This is a genomic window from Clostridium sp. (assembly GCF_051278035.1).
In the GTDB taxonomy this organism is placed as follows: Bacteria; Bacillota; Clostridia; order Clostridiales; family Clostridiaceae; genus Clostridium_AD.
Map to the genome: position 1 here is coordinate 1 of NZ_JBNMNU010000111.1, position 14,022 is coordinate 14,022.

Here is a 14,022-nt window from a genome sequence, read left to right on the forward strand (position 1 = left end):
CCAAATCAATAAACAAAATAAAAGCATAAAAATAACCATCATTGTCCAAGACCTTTTTTTAATTTCATCCTTATAATTTGCATTTCCAAACATATTATTTCCACTATACATAAAAACACCTCACCTAGACTAATTCTCGCCTATAATAAGATGTTCTATACTTTATATTTGTTTTTTACTTTTAATGTTTTTGAAGTATTTGACTTATGTTTGCAGTAATTATATCTATAGCTACTTTATTCTGACCACCTTCAGGTATTATAATATCTGCGTACCTTTTAGTAGGCTCAGTAAATTGTTCATGCATTGGTTTAACAACATTTAAATACTGATTTATAACTGAATCCGTTGTTCTACCTCTCTCATTAATATCCCTCACAAGTCTTCTTATGAACCTCACATCTGTATCAGTATCTACATATATTTTAATGTCTAACATATCACGAAGACATTTTTCCTGAAGTACAAGAATTCCTTCAACTATAATAATTTCTCTTGGATACACAACTATTGTTTCTTCTGTTCTATTATGTATTTCAAAATTATATATGGGATTTTTAACTGATTCCCCTCCTAGAAGAAGATTTAGATGATGTACCAAAAGTGAAGTATCAAAAGCATCCGGATGATCATAGTTCGTTTTGACCCTTTCTTCATAAGAAAGGGAACTTTGATCCTTATAATAAGAGTCCTGTTCAATCATTGCAATACATGTTGAATCGAAATGCTTATAAATTTCTCTTGCAATAGTGCTCTTTCCTGAACCTGTTCCCCCTGCTATGCCTATTAAAATCGGACGATGCATTATTTTTCCTCCTTGGATTTTATAAGTATATCATCCTTACAAAGCTCTTCGCATGTATTTATAGTAAATAACATTTGAGCGCTAGGAGCAGAGGCTATGCTTTGTCCTTTAGAATTCCTCATATCACTTAGAACAATTAAAACATTATCTCCTACAGGTCTTAGTACTTCAACTGTATCACCCTGAAATACTTTATTCCTTTGCTCAATAAGCGCAATATTACTTTCTTCGTTATATTCCCTTATAATTCCTATAATATCATAATTCCTAATATATGAGGATGATTCATATATCTGCTTATTGGGATCTCCAAAATAAAACCCGGTGTAATATTGTCTGTGGCTAGGTTTCAGAAGATTATCCAACCATTTTTGCTGAAATTTATAATTTCCCGGATCAGATATATAATTATCTACCGCCTCCCTATATGATTTACATACAGAAGCAACATAATATGAGCTCTTCATTCTTCCTTCTATCTTAAAAGACATTATACCTGATTCCATAAGTTCTGGTATATGTTCAATCATGCATAAGTCCTTTGAATTCATTATGTATGTACCTTTATCATCTTCAATTATAGGAAAGTATTCCCCATCCCTTTTTTCTTCTGTTAAAAAATATTTATATCTACATGGCTGAGCGCATTGTCCACGATTTGCATCTCTACTCGTCATATAATTTGACATGAGACATCTCCCCGAATAGGACATGCACATAGATCCATGAACAAAAGCTTCAAGTTCACAAGTATCAGGTAATTTCTCTCTAATTTCTTTAATTTCTTTTAGAGATAATTCTCTTGCAAGGACAATTCTTTTTACGCCTTGCTTATGCCAAAAAATAGCTGATTTATAGTTTACATTGTTAGCTTGAGTGCTTAAATGGATTTCTAAATTTGGAACAACCTCTCTTGCTGTCATAATAATTCCTGGATCAGATACAATGATAGCATCCGCGCCTAGTTTATATACCTCTTTTAAGTAATCCTCTAAACCATCTAAATCCTCATTATGAGCAAAAACATTTATTGTAACATATACCTTTTTACCTCTTAAATGTGCAAAATCTATTCCTTCTTTTAAGTCTTCATTACTAAAATTATCTGCAAAAGCCCTTAAATTTAATTTACTTCCACCTAAATAAACTGCATCTGCACCAAAATTTATAGCTGCTTTTAATTTCTCTAAATTACCTGCAGGTGCTAGTATTTCTGGTTTCATTAGCTCAATTCCTCCTCTTTGCTATCTGTACTTCTTCTTACCGTAACTGAGATTCCATCGCCCATTGGTATTACAGAAGTTATAAGTTCATCATTATTAGATACTAATTCTAAATAACTTTTCATACGTTTTATTATAGTGATTTTTCTACGTTCAAAAAGTTCTTTCGACGCAACCATTCCCCTAAAAAGGACATTATCGGCAATAAGAACTCCTCTTTTGCCTAATAGTCTAAGACAGTGAGGAAGAAAATGATTATAGTGTCCTTTACCTGCATCTATAAAAATCATATCATATTCACCTTTGTGATTTTCTAGAATTTCAAGGCAATCTCCTTTAAGAACAGTAATTTTACTTCCTAGTTTGCATTTTTCTATGTTAGCTTTTGCAATCTCTATCATTTTTTCGTCTCTCTCAATAGTAGTGATTTCGCATTCCCCACCAGAAGCTAGATTCATTAAGATAGCTGAATAGCCTATGGCAGTGCCAAGTTCTAAAATCTTTTTAGGTCTATTTATAGTAATCATGAGTTCTAAAAATTTGGCTGTTTCCTTTTGAACTATTGGAATTCTGTTTTCCATAGCAAAACTTTCAAGTTCTTCTAAAATCCCAGTACTTACCGGAATTAAATCTCTTAAATATTGTTCCATATAATCATATGTTATCCCACTCATTTAATTTCCTCCAGAAACTAATTAAAATACAAGCAAATAAATAACAAGTCAAATAAACATAATATTGACTTGTTATTTATTCACTTGTAACTAATACACAGGATTAAAATCCTTGTGTTGCATCTTTGACATCTAAGAATTTTTTATAGTCATCTGTAAAAAAATGTTTCCCATCATTAGTGGAAACAAAATACAAATAGTTTGTTGTAGCAGGCGACAAGGCTGCTTTAATAGATTGCTTTCCTGGGTTACATATTGGCCCTATGGGAAAACCATTCACTATGTAAGTATTATAAGGTGATTTTACTTTTAAATCACTATTTAATAGTTTATCTTTATGTTTACCTAAAGAATACAAAACAGTGGCACAAGATTGAAGTTTCATGTCTATTTTTAGTCTGTTATAGAAAACTGAAGCTACTATATCTAATTCTTTTGTATCACTAACTTCGTTTTCTACAATAGATGCCATTATTATTAAATTGTCCAATTTCTCCATATCAATAGGCTTTTCTTTTTTTAAATCTTTTATTGTACTTTCAAACTTGTTCAACATGGATTTTATTATTTCATTCCCACCCATATCAGCTTTAAAATCATAGGTAGCTGGAAAAAGAAAACCTTCCAAATTATATCTTCGGTTTTCTTTTCCAACAATATAAGTAGGTAATTTATATGTTTTACAGCTTTCTACAAACTTTTGTTTGGTAATTATGTTCTTTTGTGCTAATAGCGTTGCAATACTATCTATGTCATATCCCTCTGGTACAGTAACTTTAATTATATCCTCATCATTTCCGATAGTCGATATAATGGCTATTAATTGACTTACTGTAGCATCTTTCGGAATGAAAAACCTTCCAGGGAGAACATTTGATTTAATCTTATTTGTTTTGATATAAAACTTTAAAACACTTGAACTTTTTATAGCCCCATTTTGGTTTAAATCATCTAGTATACTATATAGAGTATCTCCATTTTTAACTGTAACATGGACATCTTTATCCGTTTTAATAGGATGCTGTATTATTTCTTTATACTTATAATTAGTAAATAATATACAAACTACTAAAACCACCATTAATAGCCCTATCTTTTTCATTAAACCACCCCATAGATTAAACTATTTGTTTGATTTACTACTTGCTCTTTTTCTTTGTCCTGAGTCTAATAGTCTTTTTCTCATTCTAATGTTTAGAGGAGTAATTTCAACCAATTCATCTATAGAAATAAATTCTAAGCACTGTTCTAGTGTCATTTGTTTTACTGGAACTAGTTTCGGTGATTCATCAGCTCCTGAAGATCTAGTATTTGTTAATTGTTTCTTTCTACAAATATTTATCTCCATATCTCCAGCTCTTGCACATTCCCCTGCAATCATTCCAGCGTATACAGCTACTCCTGGCACTATGAAAAGAGTACCACGATCTTGAGCATTAAATAATCCGTAAGTTACTGACTCGCCGCCTTCAAATACAATTAATGATCCTCTACTTCTATCTGGAATTTCTCCCTTATACTTATCATAACCATCTAGAACGTGATTCATTATTCCATTACCCTTGGTATCAGTCATAAGTTCACTTCTAAATCCAATTAATCCTCTTGATGGTATTTTAAATTCTAATCTAGTGTATCCATTTATAGCAGAAGTCATATTAACCATTTCTGCTTTTCTAGGTCCCATTTTCTCCATTACTACGCCCATAAATTCTTCTGGTACGTCAATTGTAAGGAACTCAATTGGCTCTGTTTTACGGCCATTTACCTCTTTATATATAACATTTGCTTTTGACACTTGGAATTCATATCCTTCACGTCTCATAGTTTCAATTAGAACTGAAAGATGAAGTTCTCCTCTTCCACTTACTTCAAAACCATCATCAATTTCTTTTACTCTTAAACTAACATTGGTTTCAAGTTCTTTCATAAGTCTATCTCTTATGTGTCTTGATGTAACATAAGTTCCTTCTTGACCTGCAAAAGGAGAATTATTAACCATGAAATTCATAGTTAATGTAGGCTCATCAATTTCAATGAATGGAAGTGCTTCTGGTTCATTAATATCAGCTATTGTTTCTCCGATGTTAATGTCTGGAATACCAGAAACTGCTACGATATCACCAAGTATTGCTTCTTCTGTTTCTTCTCTTTTAAGACCATTGTAAACGAAAAGAGCTGAAACTTTAACATTGTTTATTGAACCATCTTTTCTTATAAGTGCTATTTGTTGATTTCTTTTGATTGTTCCTCTTTCGATTTTACCAATTCCAATTTTACCAACATACTCATTAAAATCAATAGTTGAAATAAGCATTTGAAGTGGCATTTCTAAATAACCATCTGGTGCCTTTACATTCTTTACTATAGATTCAAATAATGGTTCCATGTTGTCACTTTCATCATCAATTTCAAATTTAGCAAACCCTTCTCTAGCAGAAGCATATACTACTGCAAAGTCTAATTGTTCATCATCTGCTCCAAGTTCAACAAATAGGTCAAAGACTTCATCAAGCACTTCTGTAGGACGACCATCTTTTCTATCAATTTTGTTTATAACAACTATTGGTTTAAGGTTTAATTCTAATGCCTTTTTCAATACAAATTTAGTTTGTGGCATTGGACCTTCATATGCGTCCACTACAAGAAGTACACTATCAACCATCTTAAGTACTCGTTCTACTTCTCCACCAAAGTCAGCGTGACCCGGAGTATCAACTATATTAATTTTAATTCCATTATGCATTACCGCTGTATTCTTAGAAAGAATTGTTATTCCTCTTTCTTTTTCCAAATCATTAGAATCCATTACTCTTTCTTGTACTCTTTCATTTTCTCTAAAAACATGGCTTTGTTTAAGTAAACAATCCACTATTGTTGTCTTGCCGTGATCTACGTGGGCAATTATTGCTATATTTCTAACGTCATTTCTTGTAAATAAATCCATATTAATTAATCCTCCAATTTTTTTTCGTGTGTTTAAAATTTTACTCAAACGAAAATTGGATACGTTTTGCAGCATCCAATTTCCGCATTACTATTCTTATTTTAATATTATGTAGCAAAAATGTCAACTAAACAGATAATTCATTATTATTAAATGACAAATCTACTCTAGTTGCATCATTAAATATTACCATTTCCTAAAAAAAACGCTTGATATTTCAGAAAACGAGTTATTCCCCAATACATTTATCACAAACACCGTAAAATTTCAAACTATGATCTTCAATTTTAAAATCATATTTTTTTTCAACAATTGATTCTAATTCGTCAAGTAAGTCACCCTCGACCTCAATTACCTTGCTACAGCGTTTGCATATTAGATGGTGATGCTGATGAGTCTCATCTTCATGGTTAAGTTCATACCTACTGCAACCATCATCTAAGTCTAGCTTCCTAATTGTACCCATTTCCTCTAAAAGTTGAACTGTTCTATAAATTGTAGCAAGACCAATTTCTGGGCAGTCTGATTTAACCAAGTCATATAGTTCTTCCGCAGTAAGATGGCTACCTTCACTTTTAATTATGCCATTTAAAATAGCTCTTCTCTGAGGAGTAAGCTTATACCCTTCTTTTTTTAAATTTTCCTTTAAACTCTCAATGCTCTCTAGAGATAACTTCGACATAAATATCCCCCTTTATATAAGTACTATTTGCCCCATCAACTAAAATTACATTTGTTATAATCTAATTTTAATACTATTTCAGTGCATTGTCAATTGATAATCATTTAGGGGCTACTATAAATTAAAGGTTCTCAGAAAATACCGCATCATAAGCTTGTGATATCATTTCAAACTCCGCATCATCTTCCACTGTAACTAATATATCTTTACCATCTTCATCCTTATCAACTCTAAGTGCAACTGCATCAATATCCTCTTCTCCAGTTGGTGCAACTATGACATATTCTTTGTCTTCAATATCTAATTTAGTTATGACATCAAATTCTACTTCATTACCTTCTTCATCGTTTAATAGTATTGTTTCAACATTATTATCCATCTTAATTTCTCCTTTCTATTTTACAATTAGTATTATTTTATTTATACTCTATATTTAATAAATCTTTATAGACGTGTTCCCAAACTATCCAAATATCCTTGCAAAATGAATGTAGCTGCAATTTTATCTACAATTTTCTTTCTTTTTGCTCTAGATAAATCTCCTTCGAGCATTACTCTGTTAGCAGCTACCGTTGTTAATCTTTCATCCCACATTTTTACTTCTAAATCCATAATTTCTTTGAGCTTGTCACAAAAACGCTGAATCTTTTCACCTTGTGGTCCTATAGTACCATTCATGTTTTTAGGAAGTCCAGAGACAATAGTTTCCACTTCATACTTTTTGCATATCTGTGCAATCTCTTCAATATCTAAAACTACACTTTTCCTCTTAATTGTTGTGATTCCTTGTGCAGTTAATCCTAGTGGATCACAAACAGCTACCCCTATTGTTCTGTCTCCAATATCTAAGCCTAATATTCTCATTCATATACTCCTTTAATATTAACTAATTAATCCATAACATCAACATTAAAAAATAAAATGTCCCTAAGGACATTTTATTTTTTAATGTCTAGATAAGATTTTAAAACTTCTTCTAATATTTCATCTCTCTCTAGCTTTCTTACAAGCGCTCTTGCTCCATTATAATTCGTTATATACGTCGGATCTCCGGAAATTAAATATCCTACCATTTGATTTACCGGGTTATAACCTTTTTTTATAAGCGAATTATACACGTCAGTCAGAATAGTTTTTGTTAAATCTTTTTTATCTTTTACAAAATCAAATTGGACTGTATTTTCATTAGTATCCATTCTATACGCCCCTTCCCCTATTACGCACTAATTATTGTAAAATACACCTTTTGGTGATTTAATACAGTTCTTAGCTACAATAAGTTCCACACTATATACTAACATGGATTAGATTTAGTCTTATTAGTTATATTATAAAACAGTTCTTGCAAAAAGTATACTATTTTACCATAGTTTCAATTATAGACGGTGCAGTATTTATGGCTTCTTCTAATTTTTCAGGAAGTTTTCCACCAGCCTGTGCCATGTCGGGTCTTCCTCCGCCACCACCACCAGCTATTTTAGCAACTTCTTTAATTATTTTCCCACAATGGATTCCACTATCTATTGCAGACTTAGATGCCATAGCAACAAAGTGTACTTTATCGTTGGTGGTACTTCCAAGGACAACTACTCCACTTACAAGTTTATCTCTAAGTTTATCTGCCAAATCTCTTAAGGCTTCTACCTCTAGATCTTTCACAATACCGCAAATAACTTTAATACCTTTAACATCTTTGATGTCGTCTAAAATTTCCTCTCCTGAAGATGAGGCTAATTTTCCTTTTAACAATATTATTGCCTTTTCTTTGTCTTTTAATTCTGCCAATTGAATTTGCAACCTATTTATTATGTCTTTTTCTGTACATTTAAGTGTGCTTGCGATATTTTTCACCAAATTATTTTTATCTTCTATATATTCAATTGATTTATTACCTGTTATAGCTTCAATTCTTCTAACACCTGCTGCAACTCCAGCTTCAGATACAATTTTAAACATTCCAATTTCTCCTGAGTTTTTCACATGAGTACCACCACATAATTCCATGCTATAGTTTCCTACAGATATTACCCTAACATCCTCTTGATATTTTTCATCAAACAATGCTACCGCACCACTGTCTTTTGCTTTTTCCTTAGTCATAACATTAGTTTCAACCTTACATACTTGCATAATATTATGATTTACAATATGCTCAACTTTTCTTATTTCATCTTGAGTTAACGCGGAGAAATGAGTAAAGTCAAACCTCAATCTTTCTTCATTAACATAAGAACCTGATTGGTGAACGTGATCACCTAAAACCATTTTTAGTGCTTCCTGTAGCATATGGGTCGCTGTATGGTTTTTACAAACTGACGCTCTTTTCTCCTTATCAACCACTAGAGTTACTAATTCATCCTGCTTAAGTGAACCTTCCATCATCTTTATCAAGTGAATTATTTTACCTGAAGCACTCTTCTGACAGTCGTAAACCTCTGCTTTGAAATTCTCATTAAAAATAATTCCACTATCAAAAGTTTGTCCTCCCATTTCAGCATAGAATGGAGTAACGTCTGTTATAATAATGCCTCTTGAGCCCTTTAAAATCTCTGAAACAATTTCTTCGTCGCAAATTAAGACTTTAGCCATAGATTGCAATTCTGTTTTATCATATCCGTCAAATTTTGTTACAATATTTTTAGGTATTATGTTTAATTTGTTTTCTCCGCTACCCATATAATCCGAATGAGCCCTAGCATTTCTTGCTCTTTGTCTTTGATTTTGCATTTTGATATTAAAATCTTCTAAATTAATTTCAATTCCAACCTCATCTAATATTTCTTCTGTAAGTTCATATGGAAATCCAAAAGTATCATATAATTTGAAAGCTTTCTCTCCACTTAAAATGTTAATATTATTTTCTTTAAGTTCTTCTATATAACCACTCAAAATTTCCATACCAGAATCTAAAGTTTCTGAAAATCGTTTCTCTTCAAGTTTTATGATTTTTTTAATATAAGAAGCTTTTTCTTTTAATTCTGGGTATGCTTCAAAAGAATTTTCTATAACAGTACTACAAAGCTCATATAGAAAATTATTTTTGATTCCAAGTAACCTACCGTGCCTTGCTGCACGCCTGAGTAGTCGCCTAAGAACATATCCTCTTCCTTCATTAGATGGAATAACACCATCACTTATCATAAAAGTTGTACTTCTAACGTGATCCGTTATAACCCGAAGGGATACATCCTCTTTATGGCTTACACCATACTTAACTCCTGAAATTCTTGAAACCTCTTGCAGTATATTGCTTATAGTATCTACTTCAAAGATACTGTTTTTATCTTGCATTATCGCAGCTATTCTCTCAAGGCCCATCCCTGTATCTATGTTAGGATGCTTTAAAATGTTGTAGATCCCTTGGGCATCTTTGTCAAATTGTGTAAATACCAAATTCCAAAATTCTATTACTCTATCATCATTACCTGCCTTAACGAATTCTTCAGTAGTTTTTATTTTCCCTAGTTCTACATTTCTATCAAAGTGTATTTCTGAACAGGGTCCACAAGGTCCTTGACCTATTTCCCAAAAGTTATCTTCTTTTCCAAGTCTAAAAATCCTACTAGTATCAATATCAGTTTTTTTACTCCACAAATCAAAAGATTCATCATCCTCTAAATATATGGTTACATATAAATTTTCTTTTGGTATATTTAAAACCTCTGTTACATATTCCCATGACCATGGAATAATTTCCTCTTTAAAATAATCTGCGAAAGAAAAATTACCAAGCATTTCAAAGAAAGTACCATGTCTTGAGGTTTTGCCTACATTTTCAATATCACCTGTTCTAATACATTTTTGACAATTAGTTATTCTCGTATTTGGCGGCGTTTGAAGTCCAGTAAAATAAGGTTTAAGTGGTTGCATTCCTGCATTTACAAGTAACAAACTTTTATCGTTCTTAGGCACTAGCGGAAAGCTCTCCAGCCTAAGATGTCCCTTACTTTCAAAAAAATTTAGAAAGGATTCTCTGATTTCATTCAGCCCTAACTTTTCCATAATATCTCCTCCATTTATTTATCACGTTTTTGCACGTGGTTTTTAAAAACTCATATTTTTTTATAATATAAAAAAAACTTCACTCCCCCAATACAAGGGACGAAAGTTTTCCGCGTTACCACCCTAATTATATGACAACATAATTAATATAAATTAATCATATAGCAATATCTCTCAATTAAAAATGGTTCAAAGATAGCTTCAATATATGCAACAAGAAGTTTTCACCCTACACTTCCTCTCTAAATGTTGCAATTTATTTACTTATTCTCATCATTACCAAATATTAAATTATACATATATATATTATAGCATATATTACCTTGATTCATCAATAAACACAAATCATACTTAAAATAAATAATAGTTTAAGTCCTGATATATAACTTTAACTATTACGCCAAGTGGCACTGCTATTATCATACCTAAAATCCCTCCAACACTCCCGCCTATAAGCAATAATATTATTACCGTTAGCGGATGCATGCTTATACTATCGCCAATAATTTTTGGTGATAACACATCGCCTTCAATTTGCTGAAGTACAAAAAAACACACTACTACATATAAAGCTGTTTTAGGGGAAATTAGAAGACTTATAAAAATAGCAGGTATTACCCCGAATATTGGTCCAAAATATGGTATTATATTAAAAATTCCGTTTATTAGTGCCAGTATAAGTGGAAAATCGACTTTTAAGAATAGCAAAATGAAAAAGGTAGCAACAGTTATGAATCCACATAGGATAAGTTGACTTATAATATATTTCCCTAATATTTTATCAATATCCTCAATGGTTTTCTTTATTATATTTCTACTCTCAGGCGGAAAAATTATTAATGCCTTATTAATCATATTTTCACTATCGCATAAAAAGTAGTAGATTATTAAAGGCGAAACCATGTAAGTTATTAAATTCTCAGAGAGGCTCATAATCAAACTTAATATTTTATCTAATATCACAATTATTTGTGCATTTGCTTTGCTATATACTGTATCTACAATGCCACTCATGACTTTGTTTTTGTTTAGAATTTTTATTTTTGAATTTGCATGGGTCAAGTATTTTCCTAAATCATTTATTGATTTATTAAGATTTGAGCCTTCGCTAAATATAGATGGAATAATCAATACAAAAGTTAATATTATTAGTCCCACGAGCCCAACTATTATTAAAGCAGAAGCTAACTTTTTATTTACATATTTGTTAATCAAAACCATATATATTGGTTTTAGTATATAGGCCACAACGAAGGAAATAATGACTAAGTTAGTTAGTTGTTTTATAATTGGTATTCTTATTGCCATACCAATTACTACTAAAAAAAGAATAATACTAACAATCCCAATAACCAGTTTTATTTTGCTAACTTTTTTCATTTGCATTTACCTTAACAAAAAAATTATGTGGCATGCTTTTAAAAGAATGCTCTTCGCAGTTTGGAATGTATAAAAGATTCTCTTCCCCAAGTATAAGTTCATTTACTAGCATTATTCTTTTTCCCCTAAGTAAATTCGGAATAAATCCTGAGGACACTATAACACCTCTTATTTCAAAGGTATCACCTGTGAAATTAATCTCCTCAACCATACCAAATATGTTACTACATTTATCTATTACATCCATATTAACAAAGCTATGCAAACATAGATACTTATTGTTCTCCACTTTTTTAACTACCATATGTTTGTTAAAATATATTATATCTTCTTTTAATACACTAACATTTTTGCGAAAAAATTGATAAGGGGATACTAGGAAGCCAATTACCTTTCCATTATGAAAATCTACTAATAGGTCTTTAATAAATCCGATTTTCTTACCCTCCACAGTGACCACATTCATAAATTTAAAATCTTTGCTTTTAAACATAATATCTCCTATTTAAACAACACAATTATTTTTTATTATAATTATGTTTTCCAATTAGCCTAAAAGTTATTACATAATTTTTTTATTTTATATCGTCTTTCCAAGGTTCAAGCTTTTGAGATTCCCTATAATTATTTATTGCATTATGTATAGTTTGTTCTGCAAGAACAGAACAATGCACTTTTGACGCTGGTAATCCATCCAGTGCTTCAATAACTGACTTGTTGGTTAGTTTCCATGCATCCTCTAGTGTTTTGCCCTTTATAAGCTCTGTAGCAATACTAGAAGAAGCTATTGCCGAACCACAACCAAAAGCCTTAAACTTAATACTTGTAATTATGTTATCCTGCACCTTTATATAAATCTTCATTATATCACCGCAATTAGTGTCACCCGCCTGTCCAATACCGTTAGCACAACCTAAAATCCCCATATTTCTAGGACTATAAAAATGTTCCATAACTTTATCACTATACATGCTAATCACTCTCCTTTTTCTATAAACATAGAGGGATACCTAGTTTTATAACTAGACACCCCTCTATACGCGTAGCTTTGTTTATATCGAACTTATAAAATTTCCTCTATTATTCCTCCGCCAACTACTGAGTTATCTAAATAGAAAACCACTGATTGTCCCTTTGTTATTGCCCTTTGCTTATCATCAAAAACAACTTTCATCCTATTATTTTCTAATGGAATTAAAGTAGCTAATTGAGGTTTTGCAGAATATCTAATCTTTGCTGTAACTCTTAAATCCGATTCAATCTTATCAAACATTATAAAATTTAAATCTTTTGCTATAAGTGTGGTTTTAAAAATATCTTCTTCGTCTCCTAAAATCACTTGGTTAGTTAGAGGATTTATATCAGTCACAAAAATAGGCTTGCCTAGAGCAATCCCTAGTCCTTTTCTTTGTCCTATGGTATAGTAAACAATCCCCTTATGTACTCCTAGTACCTTCCCCTTCTTATCAACAAAGTTACCTTTCTTGATTTTCCTGCCACTATATTTTACAATATAAGCTCCATGATCATTGTCAGGTATAAAACAAATTTCTTGACTGTCTTTTTTTCTATAAACTTCTAGTCCTATTTTTTCTGCGATTTCTCTTATTTTCGGCTTAGTATAGTCTCCACACGGCATCAGAGTATGACTTAATTGCTCTTGAGTTAAAGTATACAGAGCATACGTCTGGTCTTTTTTATCATCATCCGATTTTTTTAGTAGATACCTGCCTTCTATTTTTTCAACTTTAGCATAGTGACCTGTGGCTATATAATCAGCACCAAGACCTTTTGCTTTTCTTAAGAATTCTTCAAATTTAATAACTTTATTACAAACGATACATGGATTAGGTGTTCTACCCTCCATGTATTCATCTATAAAGTTATCAATAACATTTGTTTTAAAAACATCCTTAAAATTCATTACATAGAAAGGTATGTTTAACACATCTGCAACACGTCTTGCATCATTCGCAGCAGAAATAGAACAACATCCACTTTCGTTTTCTTCATAATCAGGATTATCTGGAGATAGTTTCATCATAATTCCTATAACTTCATAGCCCTGTTCTTTTAAAAGATATGCAGCTACAGAACTATCTACTCCGCCACTCATTCCAATAACTACTTTTTTTTTCATTTAATATCTCCTATTCTCCGTGAACCTGCGCATGTATATCACCGTGTTCTTTATAATCCCATACTTCAAGTCCAGCTTTACTTCTATAATCATTAATTGCTTTGTGTATAGCTTCTTCAGCAAGCACTGAGCAGTGCATTTTTATTGGTGGAAGCCCATCTAAAGCTTC

15 protein-coding genes are annotated in these 14,022 nt (G+C 31.5%); all 15 read right to left on the bottom strand.

Annotated features, from left to right (window positions below; all coding sequences use genetic code 11):
• Positions 1 to 181: 181 nt before the first annotated feature.
• Positions 182 to 805: a uridine kinase gene (gene udk, locus ACJAX4_RS15625; protein ID WP_435790378.1), complete on the bottom strand. Its 624-nt coding sequence runs from the start codon at positions 803 to 805 to the stop codon at positions 182 to 184.
• The gene (locus ACJAX4_RS15630; RefSeq protein ID WP_435790379.1) at positions 805 to 2,028 is read right to left on the bottom strand and encodes a peptidase U32 family protein; all 1,224 of its coding nucleotides are present in this window, start codon (positions 2,026 to 2,028) and stop codon (positions 805 to 807) included. The genes udk and ACJAX4_RS15630 overlap by 1 nt, the downstream gene beginning before the upstream one ends.
• Positions 2,028 to 2,702 carry an O-methyltransferase gene (locus tag ACJAX4_RS15635; RefSeq protein ID WP_435790380.1) on the bottom strand — a complete coding sequence of 225 codons (675 nt, stop codon included), beginning with the start codon at positions 2,700 to 2,702 and terminating at the stop codon, positions 2,028 to 2,030. The genes ACJAX4_RS15630 and ACJAX4_RS15635 overlap by 1 nt, the downstream gene beginning before the upstream one ends.
• 103 nt (positions 2,703 to 2,805) lie before the next feature.
• A complete protein-coding gene (gene mltG / locus ACJAX4_RS15640; protein ID WP_435790381.1) occupies positions 2,806 to 3,804 on the bottom strand; it encodes an endolytic transglycosylase MltG in 999 nt (332 codons plus the stop codon).
• Between the two features lie 21 nt (positions 3,805 to 3,825).
• Positions 3,826 to 5,649, bottom strand: a complete 1,824-nt coding sequence (gene typA, locus ACJAX4_RS15645) for a translational GTPase TypA (protein ID WP_435790382.1) — start codon at positions 5,647 to 5,649, stop codon at positions 3,826 to 3,828.
• Between the two features lie 229 nt (positions 5,650 to 5,878).
• Complete coding sequence (locus ACJAX4_RS15650; protein WP_435790383.1) at positions 5,879 to 6,331, bottom strand: Fur family transcriptional regulator; 453 nt, start codon at positions 6,329 to 6,331, stop codon at positions 5,879 to 5,881.
• A gap of 121 nt (positions 6,332 to 6,452) precedes the next feature.
• Entirely contained in the window at positions 6,453 to 6,710 is a 258-nt protein-coding gene (locus tag ACJAX4_RS15655) for a DUF1292 domain-containing protein (RefSeq protein ID WP_435790384.1), read from the bottom strand.
• 65 nt (positions 6,711 to 6,775) lie between these two features.
• A complete protein-coding gene (gene ruvX, locus ACJAX4_RS15660) occupies positions 6,776 to 7,195 on the bottom strand; it encodes a Holliday junction resolvase RuvX (protein ID WP_435790385.1) in 420 nt (139 codons plus the stop codon).
• Positions 7,196 to 7,269: 74 nt separating this feature from the next.
• On the bottom strand, positions 7,270 to 7,527 hold the full coding sequence (locus ACJAX4_RS15665) for an IreB family regulatory phosphoprotein (protein ID WP_291639771.1): 258 nt from the start codon (positions 7,525 to 7,527) through the stop codon (positions 7,270 to 7,272).
• Between the two features lie 160 nt (positions 7,528 to 7,687).
• A complete protein-coding gene (alaS, locus tag ACJAX4_RS15670; RefSeq protein ID WP_435790386.1) occupies positions 7,688 to 10,333 on the bottom strand; it encodes an alanine--tRNA ligase in 2,646 nt (881 codons plus the stop codon).
• Between the two features lie 351 nt (positions 10,334 to 10,684).
• Entirely contained in the window at positions 10,685 to 11,713 is a 1,029-nt protein-coding gene (locus ACJAX4_RS15675) for an AI-2E family transporter (RefSeq protein WP_435790387.1), read from the bottom strand.
• Positions 11,700 to 12,206, bottom strand: a complete 507-nt coding sequence (locus ACJAX4_RS15680; RefSeq protein WP_435790388.1) for a PRC-barrel domain-containing protein — start codon at positions 12,204 to 12,206, stop codon at positions 11,700 to 11,702. Before ACJAX4_RS15680 ends, ACJAX4_RS15675 begins: the two co-directional genes overlap by 14 nt.
• 82 nt (positions 12,207 to 12,288) lie before the next feature.
• On the bottom strand, positions 12,289 to 12,684 hold the full coding sequence (nifU, locus tag ACJAX4_RS15685) for a Fe-S cluster assembly scaffold protein NifU (protein ID WP_435790389.1): 396 nt from the start codon (positions 12,682 to 12,684) through the stop codon (positions 12,289 to 12,291).
• Positions 12,685 to 12,776: 92 nt separating this feature from the next.
• Positions 12,777 to 13,853: a tRNA 2-thiouridine(34) synthase MnmA gene (mnmA, locus tag ACJAX4_RS15690; RefSeq protein ID WP_435790390.1), complete on the bottom strand. Its 1,077-nt coding sequence runs from the start codon at positions 13,851 to 13,853 to the stop codon at positions 12,777 to 12,779.
• Between the two features lie 10 nt (positions 13,854 to 13,863).
• The coding region (locus ACJAX4_RS15695; protein WP_435790391.1) for an iron-sulfur cluster assembly scaffold protein at positions 13,864 to 14,022 on the bottom strand (159 nt) is incomplete at its 5' end.